The 17,370-nt window shown below is 62.2% G+C and carries 14 protein-coding genes; 4 read left to right on the top strand and 10 right to left on the bottom strand.

The window, feature by feature from the left end; genetic code table 11:
* Window positions 1-195: 195 nt before the first annotated feature.
* From JQ600_RS23520 to JQ600_RS23505, 4 genes are all read right to left on the bottom strand, one after another.
* Window positions 196-1,791, bottom strand: a complete 1,596-nt coding sequence (locus JQ600_RS23520) for a sulfite reductase subunit alpha (RefSeq protein ID WP_212390765.1) — start codon at window positions 1,789-1,791, stop codon at window positions 196-198.
* Window positions 1,792-1,801: 10 nt separating this feature from the next.
* Entirely contained in the window at window positions 1,802-3,589 is a 1,788-nt protein-coding gene (locus tag JQ600_RS23515) for a NirA family protein (protein ID WP_212390764.1), read from the bottom strand.
* A 355-nt stretch (window positions 3,590-3,944) separates the two neighbouring features.
* Window positions 3,945-5,111, bottom strand: coding sequence for a CmpA/NrtA family ABC transporter substrate-binding protein (locus tag JQ600_RS23510; protein ID WP_212264456.1), 1,167 nt, complete (start codon window positions 5,109-5,111; stop codon window positions 3,945-3,947).
* Window positions 5,108-5,698, bottom strand: coding sequence for an ANTAR domain-containing response regulator (locus JQ600_RS23505; RefSeq protein ID WP_209837170.1), 591 nt, complete (start codon window positions 5,696-5,698; stop codon window positions 5,108-5,110). Before JQ600_RS23505 ends, JQ600_RS23510 begins: the two co-directional genes overlap by 4 nt.
* Before the next feature lie 113 nt (window positions 5,699-5,811).
* Between JQ600_RS23505 and rimO the strand changes: the two genes are divergently transcribed.
* Entirely contained in the window at window positions 5,812-7,137 is a 1,326-nt protein-coding gene (gene rimO / locus JQ600_RS23500; protein ID WP_212390763.1) for a 30S ribosomal protein S12 methylthiotransferase RimO, read from the top strand.
* Between the two features lie 8 nt (window positions 7,138-7,145).
* Here the strand turns inward: rimO and JQ600_RS23495 are convergent, their stop codons facing one another.
* A complete protein-coding gene (locus JQ600_RS23495) occupies window positions 7,146-7,676 on the bottom strand; it encodes a hypothetical protein (RefSeq protein ID WP_249136037.1) in 531 nt (176 codons plus the stop codon).
* A 577-nt stretch (window positions 7,677-8,253) separates the two neighbouring features.
* Entirely contained in the window at window positions 8,254-9,210 is a 957-nt protein-coding gene (locus JQ600_RS23490) for a hypothetical protein (RefSeq protein WP_212390762.1), read from the bottom strand.
* 155 nt (window positions 9,211-9,365) lie between these two features.
* Between JQ600_RS23490 and JQ600_RS23485 the strand changes: the two genes are divergently transcribed.
* Window positions 9,366-10,637, top strand: a complete 1,272-nt coding sequence (locus JQ600_RS23485; protein WP_249136036.1) for a tetratricopeptide repeat protein — start codon at window positions 9,366-9,368, stop codon at window positions 10,635-10,637.
* A gap of 244 nt (window positions 10,638-10,881) precedes the next feature.
* Complete coding sequence (locus JQ600_RS23480) at window positions 10,882-12,078, top strand: acetylornithine transaminase (RefSeq protein ID WP_212390761.1); 1,197 nt, start codon at window positions 10,882-10,884, stop codon at window positions 12,076-12,078.
* A 174-nt stretch (window positions 12,079-12,252) separates the two neighbouring features.
* Here the strand turns inward: JQ600_RS23480 and JQ600_RS23475 are convergent, their stop codons facing one another.
* The 3 genes from JQ600_RS23475 to pcsA form a co-directional block, all read right to left on the bottom strand.
* Window positions 12,253-13,227, bottom strand: coding sequence for a quinone oxidoreductase (locus tag JQ600_RS23475; RefSeq protein WP_212438771.1), 975 nt, complete (start codon window positions 13,225-13,227; stop codon window positions 12,253-12,255).
* Window positions 13,228-13,315: 88 nt separating this feature from the next.
* Window positions 13,316-14,050 (bottom strand): TerC family protein, encoded by a 735-nt coding sequence (locus JQ600_RS23470; RefSeq protein WP_192736016.1) that lies wholly within the window; start codon window positions 14,048-14,050, stop codon window positions 13,316-13,318.
* Window positions 14,047-14,781: a phosphatidylcholine synthase gene (gene pcsA, locus JQ600_RS23465; protein WP_212390759.1), complete on the bottom strand. Its 735-nt coding sequence runs from the start codon at window positions 14,779-14,781 to the stop codon at window positions 14,047-14,049. Before pcsA ends, JQ600_RS23470 begins: the two co-directional genes overlap by 4 nt.
* Window positions 14,782-14,915: 134 nt before the next feature.
* Between pcsA and JQ600_RS23460 the strand changes: the two genes are divergently transcribed.
* The gene (locus JQ600_RS23460) at window positions 14,916-16,106 is read left to right on the top strand and encodes a UbiH/UbiF family hydroxylase (RefSeq protein ID WP_212390758.1); all 1,191 of its coding nucleotides are present in this window, start codon (window positions 14,916-14,918) and stop codon (window positions 16,104-16,106) included.
* A 49-nt stretch (window positions 16,107-16,155) separates the two neighbouring features.
* Here the strand turns inward: JQ600_RS23460 and JQ600_RS23455 are convergent, their stop codons facing one another.
* Window positions 16,156-16,815 (bottom strand): hypothetical protein, encoded by a 660-nt coding sequence (locus JQ600_RS23455; protein ID WP_212390757.1) that lies wholly within the window; start codon window positions 16,813-16,815, stop codon window positions 16,156-16,158.
* Between the last annotated feature and the right edge of the window lie 555 nt (window positions 16,816-17,370).

The raw sequence follows: 17,370 nt of genomic DNA, 5'->3' as shown, positions 1-17,370 counted from the left end.
CGATCTCCAACGCAGCATGGGCTGCATATGGAATATCGTTCGCGCCAACTTGCAAGCGGGCCCTAAAAATAGTGATGCGGACCCTCCTCCGGACTCACTTTCCAGTGAAAAATTCTCTCGACCCAATTCGGGCGAGAATTTTATTCGGGCCGATTTGAGCGAATTGGAACCCGCCGGGTTACGATTGTAGTCCCGTTAGTAAACGTCCTGCTGGAACCGGCCCTTTTTCTTGAGTTCCGCGACGAACAGGACGGCCTCGTCGGTGGACCGGGCGCCGAATTGGGCGACGATATCGACCAGCGCGCGCTCGACGTCCTTGGCCATCCGCTTGGCGTCGCCGCAGATGTAGACGTTGGCGCCCTCGGCGAGCCACGTCCACACCTCGCGGCCGACTTCGCGCATGCGGTCCTGCACGTAGAACTTCTTGTCGCCGTCGCGCGACCACGCCAGCGACAGCCGCGTCAAGAGCCCCGACGTCTTCATCGCGTTGAGTTCGTCCTGGTAGAAGAAGTCGCAGTCGCTGCGCTGATGGCCGAAGAACAGCCAGTTCTTGCCGGGCGCGCCAGTGGCGCGGCGATCATGCAGGAAGGCGCGGAACGGCGCGATGCCGGTGCCCGGCCCGATCATGATGATCGGAATTTTCGGATCCTCCGGCAGCGCAAAGCCGTGGGCCTTCTGCACATAGACCTTGACCTCGTCGCCGGGCTGGATGCGTTCGGCGAGGAAGGTGGAGGCAAGGCCGAGCCGCTTGCGCTTGTTGATGACGTAGCGAACGCAGTCGACCGTCAGCGACAGTTTGCCGGGCGTCGCATTGTGCGAGGAAGAGATCGAATAGAGCCGCGGCTGCAACGCTTCCAGCGCTTCGACGAAGGCTTCGGGATGCGGCCGCACATTGGGAAATTTCTGCAGTACCGCCATCACGTCGAGCGTCGTGGCATCGCCGTCGGGATCCTCGCCCTGCGCCAGCGCCCTCGCCTTCTCGCGCTGCGCGCCGCCGGTGAGGTAGGAGATCAGTTCGAACAGCGAATCCGGCGCCGGCGCCAGCGAGACATCGTCGAGCAACACCTCACGCAAGGTCTTGCCGCGGACTTTGGTGGTGTGCGAGGCGCCGAGCAAGGCAATGATCTGATCGACATTGCCGAGATCGTTGCGGGCGAAGATGCCGAAGGAATCGCCGACGACATAATCGAGCCCGCAGCCCGACAGGTCGAAGTCGATGTGCCAGGTTTCCTTTTCCGATTGGCCCTTGTTGAGCAGATAGCGCCCGAGGAATTTTGCCGGCGCGGGATTGTCGCGCGAACGTCCGGGTTCGCCAACGACCGCCGGCGCTGCGGCGGCGGGTGCGGCAGCAGCCGATGGCGACGCGGCCGGCGCCTTGTCCAGTTCCTCATACAGCGATTTCAGCATCCGGGCGGTTTCCTTGCCGCCGGGGACGCAGAGATTGAGCCGCGCCTCGGTCTTGCCGGCGATCGCGTCCGAATAGTCGTTGCAATTATAGCCGCACTGGCCGCAATCCTGCTGCGCCATCGCCGCCATCATCTTCCGCCGCAATGGACGGCCTTCCGCGAGCTTCATGCGGTCGGCAATCGGCATGGTCTGGTCGTGCCACGGCGCGTCGTCATCGATTTCGCCGCCTTCCATGACGGCGGCGCCCTGCTCGGCCGACAACGGCGTCGGCGCGTCGGACAAGAGACCGGCAAAGAACCCGTTCAGCCACGAGCGCTGCGCTTCGGAGAACGGCGCGCTGGAGGGAATGATCTCGATCTTGGGTGGCGGCGTGATCTGGTTCATGAGGACACCTTCACGAGGACACTTGGGCGTCGGCCAGCTTGCGCAACGTCTCGCCGTCATGGCGGCGCGCAAACGTCAGGAAGGTTTCATCAGGCGAAGTGCGATGCGCCAGATAGGCCTTCAACAGCCGCTCGACATAGACAGGCACGTCCTCCGCCGTGACGTCGTGAAACACTTCCTGCCCGACATCGGCGTCCGGACCGAAGCCGCCGCCCGTAAAGACATGAAAGCCATCGACCGTGTCGTCGGTATCGCCGACCGGGACACGCGCGCCGATCATGCCGATGTCGCTGATGTAATGCTGCGCGCAGGAATGGTGGCAGCCGGTGAGGTGGATGTTGATCGGCGTCTGGATCGGCACCTTCGGATCGCACCAATCCGCGATCCTGGCGGCCGTGCGCTTGGTGTCGGCAAGGCCGAATTTGCAGCCCGCGCGGCCGGTGCAGGCAATCAGGCCGGCGCGGAGTTCAGAGGTCCCGATCGCCAGCCCGATGGCTTCGATCGCGGCCGTAGCCAGCGCGACCTTGTCGTCGGGCACACCAGGAATCAGCAGGTTCTGCCAGACCGTAAGGCGGATATCGCCATCGCCGAGATCCTGCGCGATCCTGGCGAGGCCGCGCATCTGCTCGCAGGTCACTTTGCCGAGCGGCAGTGCGACGCCGATCCAGTTCAGGCCTTCCTGCTTCTGCTTGTGCACGCCGATATGGGCCGTGCGCTCGAAATTGGGCCGTGGCGCCAGCGCCTCCGCCGGCACGCGCGTAAACGCGTCGCCGAGTTTCTCCTCGACCAGCACAAGGAATTTTTCCATCCCCATGCCGTCGATGACATATTTCAAACGCGCCTTGAGCCGGTTGGTGCGGTCCCCGAGATCGATGAAAACACGGACAATGGCATCCGACACCCTGGTCGCATCGGCCGGCTTGACGATGATTCCCGTATCGGCGGCAAAATCCCGGTGGCCCGTGATGCCGCCGATGCCGAGCTTGAACCAGACGCCGGGCTCGACGCCAAAACCGTCTTTCACCTCGACGGCGGAAAACGCGATGTCGTTGGTGTCTTCGAGCACCGCGATCTTGCCGGCGCCGTCGAAGGCGACGTTGAACTTGCGCGGCAGCCCCGTCAGCGAGCGGTCGTTCAGGACGTGATAATGCCACTCGCGGGCGTATTCGCGGGTGTCCAGAATTTCCTGCGGATCGATCCCCGCCGTCGGCGTCCCCGTGACGTTACGGATGTTGTCGGCGCCGGAGCCGCGCGAACACAGGCCGAGGTCCTGAATGCCTTCGATGAGTGCCACGGCGTTCTTCGGCGGGATTTCGCGCACCTGCAAATTCGCCCGCGTGGTGACGTGGCAGAACGGGCCGCACAGCTGTTCGGCGAGGTCCGCCATGCCGGCGAACTGCCAATGCTTCATGATGCCGTTCGGGATCCGCAGCCGGCACATGTAGGAGTCCTGCGCCGGTCCTACATAGAACAAGCCGTAATAGCGCCAGCGGAAATTGTCCGCCGGCGACGGCCGCGCATCGACCAGCGCCTGTTGCTTTAGGCGCGGATAGGCATCGAACGGATGCTCCTCGCGCTTCCACTTTTCCTGCTCGACGAGTTTCTTGCCGGAGGCGGTAACCCTGTCCTGCGCCTTGACGTGCGCGGCCTCAGGCCCGCTCGGCTCGGCATTCGCCTTGCTGTCCGAACCGCCGCCGAGCCCGCGCCCGACCCTGCTGATCTGCAGGCCGGTGGTGAAGCCTTCGAGGTAGCGCTTCTGCTCGTCGGTAAAGTCGACTGTGAGCGTTTCCATTTTCATCTGACGTGACGAAGCTCCTGCGGCCACGATCGGTGGCGTCAACGAATGGGTTTGACCGTTTGGAACTCGGCGCAGCCGCGGTGCCGGGCTTTTGCTCCTGTTCGGTCCGACCAGCTTCGTTGCTGCGGAAATCCATCTTGGACTTGAGCCGACCGACATCCGCGTCGGTTTGGCTGCACTGCAACATACAAGTTGCGTGCCAAACCGATTTCGTAAAACTTATTTGAAATATCAAAGCGTTGAAAATAGGCTGGGGAAACTCTGAAGCTCGCTTCACAGCGACTTGGAAGGCAGTCAGCTCAATTATTAGGCAGTTGATATCAATGCCTAGTTTTGCCTCATCAAGGTCAAGCCGTCACGGCTTCCAGCGACCGATCTCGAACGCCGCCAGATGTCCGGCGATATCGTCGGGGGTGAAGGCAGGACCGGCAAAGGCGCCGACCGCGTCGGAACCGTTACCGAGCTTTGCTGGCTGTCCCATGGCGGCGTCATAGAGATCCGGCCTGAACACCCCCATTGCGGTCTTGAGCGCGTCCGGCCGCATTGCCGTCTGTCCCCAGCGCACCATCTGGGCGTAAAGCCAGGCAGCCTGTGCGGGATCGGGCCGCGCGGCGCCCTCGCGTCCGACCAGCAGATAGCGGCTGCTCTCGCGGATCTTGCCGTCGGGGGAAATCTTCAACCGGCCATCCAGCGTCCGCAGGATCACTTCGGCATCGACGCCGATATATTCCGGCTTCGCGAGGATATGCGCCGCCTCGCTGCGATTGTCCGGTTGCTCGATGAAATGCGCGGCGCGCGAGGCGGCCCGGATCAAGGCCGCCAGGACTTCCGGATTCTTGTCTGACCAGCTTTGCCTGACCGCAAGCACCTTTTCCGCGGCACGCACCAGGATGTCGGAGACGAAGTGCAGGATGTGACCGACGCCGAGATCGACGGCCACCGAATTCCAGGGCGCGCCGACGCAGAACGCATCGACATGCCCGTTGGCCAGGCTGTCCACCATGTAGGGCGGCGGCAGCACCACCAGATGGACGTCTTCGTCGGGATCGACCCCGCCCGCCGCCATCCAGAAGCGAAGCTGGTAGTTATGGGTCGAGAACGGAAACGTCATGCCGAACGTCAGCGGCTCCGCGCCGGCCTTGCGCCGCGCAGCCACCAGCCGAGAGAGCGCCTGCGCCGTCACCAGCGGATTGCGCGGGTCGCCGTCGATTTCGCCCATGATCGCCGCATGCAGGGCTGGCGATATCGTGATCGCATTGCCGTTGAGCCCGAGATTGAACGGCGCCACGATCGGCACCTTGACGTGGCCGAGGCCGAGACTCGAGGCGATCGCTACCGGCGCCAGCAGGTGCGCCGCGTCGAACCGGCCGATATTGAGCTTGTCGCGCACATTGGACCACGACACTTCGCGCGTCAGCGTGACATCGAGCCCCTCAGCGGCGGCAAAGCCCTTGTCGACGGCAATGATCAGCGCGGAGGCGTCAACCAGCGGGATGAAGCCGATATGCAGCGGTGTGGTCATTTCAGCAGCTCCGACGCGGTCAGGATCGACTGCGCGATCTCGCCGATTTTCTTCTTTTCGCGCATCGCGGTGGACCGCATCAGCACGTAGGCCTCGTCTTCCGTGAGCCCCTTCACTTTCATCAGGATTCCCTTGGCGCGGTCGATGACCTTGCGTTCCTCAAGCGCCGATTTGGTACGGTCGAGCTCGTCCTGCAGCTTGGAAAAGGCATTGAAGCGCGAGATGCAGAGGTCGAGGATCGGCTTGATCCGCTCCTTCTTCAGGCCGTCGACGATATAGGCGGAGACGCCGGCATCGACGGAGGCCTGGATCGAGGCTGCGTCGCTCTGGTCGACGAACATGGCGATCGGCCGCCGCACGGCGCGGCTGACCTGGAACATCGCCTCCAGCACGTCGCGGCTGGGGTTTTCCAGGTCGATCAGGATGACATCAGGGTCTTCGGAATAGATCCGCGCCAGCAGGCTCTGCATTTCGCTGATATGGACCACGCGGGTAAAGCCCGCCTCCCGCAGCCCCTCTTCGAGAATGGCCGCGCGGATCGGGCTTTCGTCGACAATGACGATTTTCGGTGACGACTCAGCGCTCATCGATCAACTCTTAACCCGGCGGGCCCATCCATAGCACGTCATGGTCCCGCGCAAAGCCTTGTAATTGTGGGCAATTGGGACTAGCTCGTGCTGATCAATCAGGCAGATAAGATATGCAACAGGCCGCCGCGCCCAAGATCAGCTTTGTTTCATTGGGATGCCCCAAGGCGCTGGTGGATTCCGAGCGCATTATCACGCGGCTGCGGGCCGAAGGCTATGAACTGGCGCGCAAGCATGACGGCGCCGACATCGTTATCGTTAACACCTGCGGGTTCCTGGACAGCGCCAAGCAGGAATCGCTCGGCGCCATCGGCGAAGCCATGGCCGAGAACGGCAAGGTCATCGTCACCGGTTGCATGGGCGCGGAACCCGAGCAGATCGAGGCAGCCTATCCGGGTGTGCTCTCGATCACGGGTCCGCAGCAATATGAGAGCGTGCTGGACGCGGTGCACCGGGCGCTACCGCCGGTCCATAATCCGCATCTCGACCTGGTGCCGCCGCAGGGCGTCAAGCTGACGCCGCGGCACTACGCCTACCTGAAGATTTCCGAAGGCTGCAACAATCGCTGTAGTTTCTGCATCATCCCGAAGCTGCGCGGCGACCTGGTGTCGCGCCCGGCGGGTGACGTGCTGCGTGAGGCAGAAAAACTGGTCGCCGCCGGCGTCAAGGAACTGCTTGTGATCTCGCAGGACACGTCAGCCTACGGCATCGACATCAAATATGCCGAGAGCCCGTGGCAGGACCGCCAGGTCCGCGCCAAGTTCTTCGACCTCGCAAAAGAACTCGGCGAACTCGGTGCCTGGGTACGGCTGCAATATGTCTACCCCTACCCGCATGTCGACGAAGTCATCGGCCTGATGACCGAGGGCAAGGTGTTGCCCTATCTCGACATTCCCTTTCAGCACGCGAGCCCGGAAGTGCTCAAGGCGATGAAGCGCCCGGCGGCGCAGGAAAAGACGCTGGCGCGGATCAAGAAGTGGCGCGAGCAATGTCCCGAGCTGACCCTGCGCTCGACCTTCATCGTCGGCTTCCCCGGCGAAACCGATTCCGATTTTGCTTATTTGCTCGATTGGCTCGAGGAAGCCGAGATCGATCGCCTCGGCTGTTTCAAATATGAACCGGTCGCCGGCGCGAGCTCGAATGCGATCGGCAATCCCGTGCCCGACGAGATCAAGCAGGAGCGCTGGAACGCGCTGATGGCGCGGCAGCAGAAAATCTCGGCACGGCGGCTGAAGCGCAAGGTCGGCACGCGGCAGCAGATCATCATCGACGAAGTCGGTCCGACCGTCTCGAAAGGCCGCTCCAAGGCCGACGCGCCCGAGATCGACGGCGCGGTCTACGTCTCCAGCCGCCGGCCGCTACGAGTCGGCGAAATCGTCACCGCCAAGATCGAGCGTGCGGACCAATACGACCTGCACGGCAGCGTCGCGGGGTTTTGAGCGCCTTGCTAGTCCAGACTTAGCCGACACACCTTCTCGGCGTCGAAGTGGTAGAGGGAGTTGCCGCGCCCTAGTAATTGCCCGCCGGATCGACCTGACCCGTCCGGCATCAATAGACGTACCCGCTTGGTCTCGCCCAACCCTCCTGACGCCAGCCTTCCGACATACGCAGCATCGGCCGGATCATTGTACTGGCCGGAAAAGAGAACCTCCGTTTCGGAGATTGCGAATGCGTTGCAGCCCGCCAGTTTTGGCTTCCAATAGGTCAGCTCAAAGTTACCGCTGATCCGGCAAAGCGGAAAATCCGTGTAGAAAAAGATCGCAGCATCGGTGCCGGAAACGTTGAGCGCGTAACAATCTGAAATTGCGTAGATCGGGTTCCCCGGAAATTCCCAGATTTTCTCACCTGAAGCTGAGAAGCAAGCGAGCCCAGAGCAACCGACGGGAGGGGGTCCGTCCCGGCCTCCCCAACCGAAATTGCCGAACACACCCTCATCGAAATAACCGACCCAGATGCGGCCAAGACTGTCGATTTGCATCGAGCTTATTCCGTCTCCCAACAGTATTCGCGTTGCCGCGCCCGTCTCGGGTAGGATGATGGCACCGTTGAGGTCGAAATCATCGTTGCTTCGCCACGCGCACCTCGGCCCCGCAACAAGGATTCGTCCATCAGGGAAAACGTCAACCTGGGAAAGGTCAAATCGAGTTCAGGAAGCTCGATCGTGTGCGACGCCATCGACGTCATCCTCACCAGACAAAGCCCCGTCGCTATCTCCGTGCGGGTTCGCGGAAACACGCCGATGCCTCGCTTGTAGGTCGCGGCGAGAGACTCGGCGGTCGCCGTCTCCGCAAACAGGAATAGCAGTGAGCCGTCATTCGCGACAGCGCTCCTGACGAGCGAAAAACCTGGCACGGTCGGGATCGCGCAGAGCTCTCGGAATTGGATCGATACTGCCAAGTACTTGTTCCCGGTACTATTGCCTTAGAATACCGGATCGGCGGTCGCGGGCAATTGCGATGCGTCGCGTCGCAGGCTTGTCTTTGGCATCTCTGGCCACCCCACTGCAAAGACCCTCCGCCATGCACGGCAGCGTCGCGGGATTCTGAGCCATCCGCTCAAGTCGACAGCCAGGCCGGCACCCATCGTTCCGGCCGGGGTGCGCGAACAAGGTCGGTTCGCGCCTCGGCAATTGCGACGGGAACGTCATTGATCGCCGGACGCGTCTCATAGTCGAAGCGCGGCAGGATGCGGCCATCGGCCCCCATCGAAAACGACATAGAATACCAGAGGCCGAGATCGGGTTGTGCGCGCCACATGTCGTCGCGCAGACCGCGCAGCAATGGTTCAATCGCGACGACTTCTTCGATCGGCTGGCGGCCCCGATCTAGCACGCGCACCTGATACTGCTGGCCCGCGATCGCGACCTCGAACATCGTGCGATCCCATGGCGTCTTGCCAGGTGGCCGGTGCGCAACCAACTGCTCCGCGAGCCCAGTCATCGCCGGATGCTTTTCCCAAAACGCCTCGCGATCCCTGCACCATTTCTCCATCCATTGGCCGAAGTCCGGCAGTCCGGTCGGCGGCTCCGTCAAACTCCTGAGGTCCCTCACGCGGAAACGTTTGGCCAACCAATCGGCGAGTTCGTCCGTCTCATCCTCGGCATCTTCATGCGGGGTGAAGTCGGTCCACATCACGTCTTCCTCAAATCGCTGGATTGCGATCTTGGCCAGCAAACCCTCGAGCGAAGCCGCGATGATTTCGTATTGGCCTTCGGAGCCCAGCACCACGATCGGCGCATTGGCGACGCTGGTGCCGGCCCCGTACCAGGCGCCGACGACAGAGCCTTCCGGCAACCGCGCAAACAGCGCGAACTGGTCGCGCAGCGGGCTGCCGTCGACGATCGGCGCATTGTCGGAAAAGTCTCCGACAAGCTCGTAGCAGCCGGCATTGCCCCAATCTCGCCCCTTGAGCCAGCCAGCAAAATCAATCAGCAACGGCGGCGCCTCGGTGCCCGGCGGAAATGCCCTGCGGATGCTGTCGATATCGATGGGATAGGAATAGTCGTCGGACACTGGGATGACCTTGTGCGGTTGGTGGGCCCGCCTTGGTCGGCTCCATTATCGAGCCGGTTCAATTGCGAAGCCTGGAATGTGAACCAAGCCGGACCTTCCGGTCACAAAGGGAGACAATTTTCAGATTGGCAACGCGGGTCAGCGCGAGATCGATGATGGCGAGTTTCAAGAGGACTGAGATTGGTTTCCCTGCCGCCAAGGCCATGCTGTGTCTGGTGACCCTGTTCACCGCAATGCCGGCTTTCGCGAAGGCACCGTCTCCCCTGGCGATGGCCCGAAGCTCATGCTTTAGCGGTGGCAAGGCCACCCCTGACCAGATCATCGCGGGCTGCACCGGCGTGATCGCGGCGAAAGGTACGAAGCCAAAAGACCTCGTCGGCGCCTACCTCAATCGTGGCGCCAACTACCTCACCAAGAACGACAGCGACCGCGCCATTGCCGATTTCAGCGAACTGATCCGGCGCAATCCGAAGCTTGCCGGCGCCTACACCAACCGTGGCGAAGCCTGGCGTCGCAAGGGCGAGGTTAACAGGGCCATCGCCGACCTGGACCGCGCGATCGCGCTCGATCCGAAGGGATCGTTCGCCTGGTTCAACCGTGGAATCACCTACAGCGACAAGGGTGAACCAGAAAAGGCGATCGCCGATTATAATCAGGCGATCCGGCTCAATTCGATCGATCCCTGGTACTACAACAACCGCGGCAACTCCTATGGTGACATCAACGAGTTCAGCCGTGCGATGTCCGACTATGATCACGCGATCAAGCTCGACCCGAAATTCGCACTCGCCTATTTCAACCGCGGCACCGCCTATTGGAATCACGGCGACGAAGCCCGCGCGCTCGCCGACCTGAACACATCAATCCGGCTCGATCCGAACTACGCCGCCGCCTATGGCAACCGGGCGCGCCTGTTCAGGGGCAAAAGCGATATCGAACGCGCGCTGGCCGACCTGGACCAATCGCTGCGGCTGGCGCCTGACGAATATCGCGATGCCTATGCGCGCGGCCTTCTTCACTTTGACCGTCACGACTTTTCACGGGCGCTGTCCGACTTTGACCAGGCGATCCGGTTCAATCCGAAATACGCCGCCGCGCTCAACGCCCGGTGCCTGACACGGGCCATTCTCGGCCGTCCGCAGGAAGGACTTGCAGACTGCAGCGAGTCGCTGAGGCACAGGCCGGACGATGCCCAGACGCTCGACAGCCGCGCCTTCTGCTATCTCAAGCTCGGCCAATTCGACGCGGCGATCGACGGTTTCACGGTTGCGCTCGGCGTCGATCCGAAATTGGCGAACTCGCTGTATGGCCGCGGCATAGCCAAGCGGAAAAAGGGCGATGAAAGCGGCGCAGAGAGCGACATAGCCGCCGCCAGGGCGATCAAAGCCGACATATCAGAGGAATTCCGCCACTATGAGATCGAGTGATGACCAGCTCCCCGCTTGACAGGGCCGGCCATTCGGCTGTATGGGCCTGCGCCATGACATTGAACCGGACCAACCGCCGCGCAGCTTTCCGTCGTCGCTCTTGCGACGATGATGGGCTGCGCCATGTCCGACGACACCGCTGATCAACTAGTTCAGCAACGTTTTCGAGAAGGCCGCACCCGAAAAGTGCGGCCTTCTTGCGTTTCGGCCTGCCCTTTCCCCAAAACCCAAGAAGGAGCTCGACATGACCAACGTTACCCAACCGTTCGACGCATTGATGAACATCACCGCGCGGCCCCCCACCGTCTTCGTCAAGGGCGAAGGCGCCTATCTGTGGGACGACAGCGGCAAGCGCTATCTCGATTTCATGCAAGGCTGGGCGGTCAATTGCCTCGGCCATTCGCCTGCCATCGTCGCCGACGCGATTGCCGCGCAGGCAAAACTGCTGCTGACGCCGAGCCCGGCGTTCTTCAACGAACCCAGCCTCAAGCTCGCCAATGCGCTGGTCGCCAACAGCTGCTTTGACCAGGTGTTCTTCGCGAATTCGGGGGCGGAAGCCAACGAGGGCGCCATCAAGCTCGCGCGCAAATTTGGTACGCTGTACAAGGGCGGCGCGCATGAGATCATCACCTTTGTTGGCGGCTTCCACGGCCGCACGCTCGCCACCATGTCGGCGTCGGGCAAGAAGGCTTTCGAGTCGCTGTTCGAGCCCAAGGTCACCGGCTTTCCCAAGGCGCAGCTCAACGATCTGGATTCCGTCAAGCGGCTGATCTCGAGCAAGACCGTTGCGGTCATGCTGGAGCCGATGCAGGGCGAAGCCGGCGTGTGGCCGGCGACCGATCAATTCCTCAGGGAGTTGCGGGCGCTGACCCAGGAGCGCGGGCTGCTGCTGATCGTCGACGAGATCCAGACCGGCATGGGCCGGACGGGAAAACTGTTTCACTACGAGCATGCCGGGATCGAGCCCGACATCATGACGCTCGGCAAAGGCATCGGCGGCGGCGTGCCGCTGGCGGCATTGCTGGCGACCGAATATGCGTCCTGTTTCGAGCACGGCGACCAGGGCGGCACCTTCAACGGCAATCCACTGATGTGCGCCGCGGGCCTTGCGGTGCTCGAACACGTCGCAACACCCGACTTCCTGAAGCAAGCCGTTGACGCCGGTCTGTTCCTGGAAAGCGAATTGCAGAAACTGTCGGCGCGCCACGGTCTCGGCAACGTGCGCGGCCGGGGGCTATTGCTGGCGCTCGATCTCAAACTGCCGATCGGCGCCTCGATCGTCGCGCAGGCATTTGCGGAAGGCGTGCTGTTGAACTCGCCGCAGCCGGACGCGCTGCGGTTCATGCCGGCGCTCAACGTCACGCGCGAGGATATCTCGATGATGATCGATTGTCTGGATTCGGTGCTGACCCAGATGGGCGCCGCGCGGATGGTGGCGTAGATCTAAGTCGTCGTCCCGGCCTTGAGCCGGGACCCATACGCCGCGGCCGTTGTAATGGCAGGCGGTCTCTATCGCCTTTTTTCTATCGATGGATCACGCGGTATGGGTCCCCCGATGTGCAATTGCACATCTGAGCGTTCGCCGGGACGACACCAATTGAAAGAGTTTGAGACCTCACGGCCGAAGAATAATCGCCCCGGTCGTCGCCCTGCCCTCCAGGTCGGTGTGCGCCTTGGCGACGTCCTTCAGCGCATAGGCGTGGTTGATCGGAACGTGCAGTTTGCCGTTGATGACGGCGGCAAACAACGTATCGGCGCCCTCCAGCAGTTCGCGGCGGGTGCTGACGTAATCGTTGAGTTTTGGCCGCGTCGCAAACAGCGAGCCGTGGTTGTTGAGTTCGGCGAGCGCGAACGGCGGCACCGGGCCCGAGGCATTGCCGAAGCTGACGAACAGGCCGCGCGGCCGCAGGCAGGACAGCGAGCCCGGGAACGTGGTCTTGCCGACGCCGTCATAGACGACGTCGCACAATTCGTTGCGGCTGATCTGCTTGACCCGCGCGACAAAGTCCTCCTCGTTGTAGAGGATGACGTGGTCGCAGCCATTGGCGAGCGCGAGGTCGGCTTTCGCCTTGGTGCCGACGGTGCCGATCACATGCGCGCCGAGCGCTTTCGCCCATTGGCAGGCCAGCAGGCCGATGCCGCCGGCGGCCGCGTGGATCAGCACGCGATGCCCGGGCTCGACCTTGAAGGTCTTGTGCAGGAGGTACCAGACCGTCAGGCCCTTGAGCATCAGCACCGCGCCCTGCTCGTAGGTGATGTGGTCGGGCAGCTTGACCAGCTTGTCCGCCGGGATCACGCGTTCAGAGGCGTAGCCGCCGAGGTTGAAATAATAGGCGACGCGGTCGCCGGGATGAAAATTGGTGACGCCAGGACCGACGGCCACCACTTCGCCCGCCGCCTCATTGCCGGGGATGAAGGGCAGCCCCGGCGCCTTGTAGAGACCGGTGCGGAAATACACGTCGATGAAGTTCAGGCCGACGGCGTGCTGGCGCATGCGGACCTCGCCCGGTCCCGGCGCCGGCACGTCGACGCTCTCATAGACCAGGGCTTCCGGCCCCCCTACCTTGTGCACGCGCACGGCCTTGACCATGACCTTTTCTCCCTCGGTATCGGCTTCAAGCGCCCCGGCTCGTGGCGGAGCGAAAGCCATCAAGGCCGTATTGTCAACTCGCGGGGGCCTAAACCCGCTGTTTGACTACTTTTTTGCGATTGCGCCGGGCCAGCACGTTGAACAATTCGACCGCGGCCGCGAACACGATGGCGAAATAGATGTAGCCGCGCGGGATGTGGAATTTGAATCCGTCCGCCACCAGCGCCACGCCGATCAGCACCAGGAACGCCAGCGCCAGCATCTTGGTGGTGGGGTGATCGGCCACGAACTTCGCCACCGGTCCTGACGAAACGTACATGATGAAGCAGGCGATCACGACGGCGGCCACCATGATCTCGATATCCTCCGCCATGCCGATCGCGGTGATGATCGAATCCAGCGAGAACACCATGTCGACGACGATGATCTGCATGATCACCCAGAAGAATACGCTCGCGCTCGGCTTGGCCTCGGGCTCGGCCTCGCGCGCCTCCACTTCGGCGTGAATTTCATGCGTCGCCTTCGCGATCAGGAACATGCCGCCGCCGATCAGGATGATGTCACGCCAGGACAGCGTCACGCTTTTCACGGTCAGCACAGGTTCCGTCAGGCCGATCAGCCACACCAGCACGCTGAGCAACATGATGCGGAACACCAGCGCCAGCAGCAAACCGATCTGGCGCGCGCGATTGGCCTGCTCCGGCGGAAGCCTTGAGACGATCACCGACAGGAAGATGACGTTGTCGATTCCGAGGACGATTTCGAGCGTGGTCAACGTCAGCAACGCCACCCATGCTTCCGGGCTGGTCAGTAATTCCATCATGCCTTGAACGATTTCAGTTTGCGGATCACGGCATCGCTGCCGGCGACGTAGATGGCGATCGCGCAGAGTCCGACGGTAATGGGAATGCCCACGGCGAAGTCGCAGGCAATGGTGTAGGCCGCCAGCACGGCCCATGCCGCCAGCAGCCACAGTGTCAGCCAGCGCAGGCGCACGACGCGGATCGGATGCAACACGTGGAACGGCGCGAAGGTCAGCGCGATCAGGATCGCTACGCCAAGTGTGGCAAGCGCCGGCGATGGATGCAGCAGGAACAGGTAGAATGCCGCGACGTTCCACACCGCCGGAAAGCCCCGGAAATGGTTGTCGGCCGCCTTCATCCGGCGGTCGGCAAAGTAGAGCGCGCTCGAGGTCATGATGCCGATGCCGAGCAGCGGCGCCGCCAGCGGCAGCAGCAAGCCGCTCGCGGTGATGGCGTAGGCCGGAACGAACACGTAAGTGATGAAATCGACCACGAGGTCGAGCACCTCCCCCGACCAGTTCGGCTGCAGCCGCACCACGTCGAATTTGCGCGCGAGCGGACCGTCGATGGCGTCGATGATGAGCGCGACGCCAAGCCAGCCGAACATGGCGGCCCAGTGCTCGCGCACCGCTTCCAGCATCGCAATCAGGCCGACGCCCGCTCCGAGCGCCGTGAAGACGTGGACGCCAAATGCGGCCGTCCGCATCCGGGTCGTAGCGGGAGATGCTATTGGTTCTTGTGTCTGGTCCATTGCTCCGGCAGTGCTAACAGGAATCGCCCCGATTTGCATACCGGCGCTTGCGGCGTTCCGCCGCGCAAATCGGTGGAAACATTTAAGAAGGTCAATGACTTGAAAATGCCGCCGGGAATGTCAATTGTTCCAATATGAACGATGCATCGCCAATTTATGACACCGTTGTGATCGGCGGCGGACCGGCGGGACTGACCGCCGCCATCGCGCTGGCGGAGACCGGTGCCAGGACCGCTCTGCTCGCCCGCCGCGCCCCCTATGCCGACAACCGCACCACGGCGCTGCTGGGCGCCTCCACCGATCTGCTCGAACGTCTGGATGTCTGGCGCCGCTGCCGGGATCAGGCCGCGGCGTTACGGACCATGCGGCTCGTCGACGACACCGGCCGCCTGATCCGGGCGCCGGAAGTGCGGTTTTCGTCGCAGGAAATCGGCCTCGACCAGTTCGGCTACAATATCGACAACCGGACGCTGATGGCCGCGCTGGAAGAGCGTGCCGCCGAATTGTCCGGCCTGACGCGATTTGACGATGAGGCGGCAGGCGTCGATCCGCAGGATGCGATGGTTGCCATCCACACCCGTGCGGGCGGGTCGCTGTCGGCGCGGCTGGTGATCGGCGCCGACGGGCGGCAGTCCCTGTCGCGCGAGGCCGCCGGCATCGACGTCAAGCGCCGCGACCTGCACCAGTCGGCATTAACCTTCAACATCAGCCATTCAAGGCCGCACAAGAATATCTCCACCGAGTTTCATACCCCGCACGGGCCATGCGTGTTCGTGCCCCTGCCCGGCAACCGCAGCAGCGTGGTGTGGGTTTCCGCGGCAAAGGAAGCAGAGCGGCTGATGGCGCTCGGCGACGACGAACTGTCCGACGCCGCGGAAAAGCAATCGCATTCCATTCTCGGCAGCGTCCGGGTCGAGCCCGGGCGCAACCTGTTTCCGCTCTCGATCGAAAGCCTCAGACAATTCGCCAGCCATCGCGTCGCGCTGGTCGGCGAATCCGCCCATGTGTTGCCGCCGATCGGCGCGCAGGGTCTCAACATGGGATTGCGCGACGCCGCCGACATCGCCGATATCGCGGGGCAAGCCCTGTCGCTCGGCGAGGATCCGGGCGCGCCGCAGGTGCTGGCGCGCTATCAATCCGCCCGTCGCGCCGATGTCGCCAGCCGGATGTTTGCCATCGACCTCGCCAACCGCTCGCTGCTCAGCGACTTCCTGCCGGTGCAGTCGCTGCGCGCGGTGGGGCTGCATCTGATCGGCTCGTTCGGTCCGCTGCGGCGGCTGGCGATGCGCGAAGGCCTCGCGCCGACATGGAAGCGCGTGGGCTAGGAAGTAAACCCGTAAAATCGGAGGCCGGCCCCGTGCTCCGCAACGTAAATCATGCTTTCTCGGTGAATGTTATTTCAATTATACGAGCCTTTTCCAGCATAGCTTCGCGACAGGCCTTTTGGAGATTGTCCATGGCCTTTTGATCGCAGCCGCCTAGAGCTTCGTTGCAATCATCGAATATTTTTACGAGGGCGCGGTCAGAGCAGCTTGCTCGAAGTCGGTTGAGCCTTGACCGCATGGCACCTACATCCAACTTCGGCAGTTGGCCGGACTCAACCCATCGCGGAGTAACCGTCTCCCAGCGATCGCCTTTTTTGAGTTGATCAGGCTGCTCGTCAAAATCAATGATGCGACTGATCAGATTGCTCTCGTTTTCGACGTTATGGCATAGGTCGGAAACGTATTCCAAGAAGCTGATAATTGCTGATGCCTGTTGCGGCGACCACAAGTCGGACCAGTCCGCATAGGCCTTCTTCATCTCTTCGTGCCCCTCCGACATGGCCGTGTAAATGGACCAACAGGACAACAGCAGATCATTCTCCGATTCCGGTTTTCTTCCAATCGTGCTCCAGTCCGCGAACGAATTGCAAATCAGGCTGGTGCCATGTTCGATATCACGGAACGCGACGCGTCGTGCGGGACGCCACTTGCGTGTCGTTTCCCATGCGACCCAGCGCGCCGTCAGTGGAGCCACCAGCAGCGCAGACACGATTGCTCCCAAGAGGGACTGGAAAACACTCCTGAAAATATCCCTGGAAAACCAAATCGGTGAGTTGGGGTCGTGAATTACGCTAACAATCCAATCCAACATTGCACTTCTCAAAATTCCAACGCCGAACCTGTCGGCGCAATGATGAAGGTTTGTGTGAACGTATTACCGATGCCGCCCGGTGTGATGGCATAGGGACCTATCACCGGGCCATCGAGACGATGCTCATATGCTCGAAGCGAATGCGCCGTGTACTACGGCGACGGCCTCGATAAAACGGTCTCGGTGCGGGAAGATAAGTAATGCTTCGTCGCCGCTGATCTTCCGCATGCAGCGGGCAAGGACAGCGACAACAGATGTACACAGATCGCAGCTTATTCATCTGGAAGTGATCAGGAAGGCATCACGATTCTTCCCGGTCTTGACCCTGCCTTGGCGCAGCAAACCCGTTCTTGAGGAAGACGTTCAGCGCGAGCCGGCTTCAGCTTAGCTTGAGGAGCGCGCCGGATCAGCGCGCCCGTGCCTGTTCGAGGGTTGACGGCATCGTGACCGGGA

It is taken from the genome of Bradyrhizobium sp. AUGA SZCCT0176 (assembly GCF_018130145.1).
Taxonomy (GTDB): domain Bacteria; phylum Pseudomonadota; class Alphaproteobacteria; order Rhizobiales; family Xanthobacteraceae; genus Bradyrhizobium.
The sequence above is the reverse complement of the archived record's forward strand: the minus strand, read 5'-3'. Positions and strand labels throughout refer to the sequence as shown.

Excerpts from the sequence above, each read along its gene's own strand:
- JQ600_RS23470 (WP_192736016.1), bottom strand. The coding sequence starts at position 14,050 with ATGATGGAATTACTGACCAGCCCGGAAGCATGGGTGGCGTTGCTGACG.
- JQ600_RS23520 (WP_212390765.1), bottom strand. The coding sequence starts at position 1,791 with ATGAACCAGATCACGCCGCCACCCAAGATCGAGATCATTCCCTCCAGC.
- JQ600_RS23505 (WP_209837170.1), bottom strand. The coding sequence starts at position 5,698 with ATGAGCGCTGAGTCGTCACCGAAAATCGTCATTGTCGACGAAAGCCCG.
- JQ600_RS23460 (WP_212390758.1), top strand. The coding sequence starts at position 14,916 with ATGAACGATGCATCGCCAATTTATGACACCGTTGTGATCGGCGGCGGA.
- JQ600_RS23480 (WP_212390761.1), top strand. The coding sequence starts at position 10,882 with ATGACCAACGTTACCCAACCGTTCGACGCATTGATGAACATCACCGCG.
- JQ600_RS23510 (WP_212264456.1), bottom strand. The coding sequence starts at position 5,111 with ATGACCACACCGCTGCATATCGGCTTCATCCCGCTGGTTGACGCCTCC.
- JQ600_RS23475 (WP_212438771.1), bottom strand. The coding sequence starts at position 13,227 with ATGGTCAAGGCCGTGCGCGTGCACAAGGTAGGGGGGCCGGAAGCCCTG.
- rimO (WP_212390763.1), top strand. The coding sequence starts at position 5,812 with ATGCAACAGGCCGCCGCGCCCAAGATCAGCTTTGTTTCATTGGGATGC.
- JQ600_RS23515 (WP_212390764.1), bottom strand. The coding sequence starts at position 3,589 with ATGAAAATGGAAACGCTCACAGTCGACTTTACCGACGAGCAGAAGCGC.
- JQ600_RS23495 (WP_249136037.1), bottom strand. The coding sequence starts at position 7,676 with ATGCAAATCGACAGTCTTGGCCGCATCTGGGTCGGTTATTTCGATGAG.
- JQ600_RS23485 (WP_249136036.1), top strand. The coding sequence starts at position 9,366 with ATGGCGAGTTTCAAGAGGACTGAGATTGGTTTCCCTGCCGCCAAGGCC.
- pcsA (WP_212390759.1), bottom strand. The coding sequence starts at position 14,781 with ATGGACCAGACACAAGAACCAATAGCATCTCCCGCTACGACCCGGATG.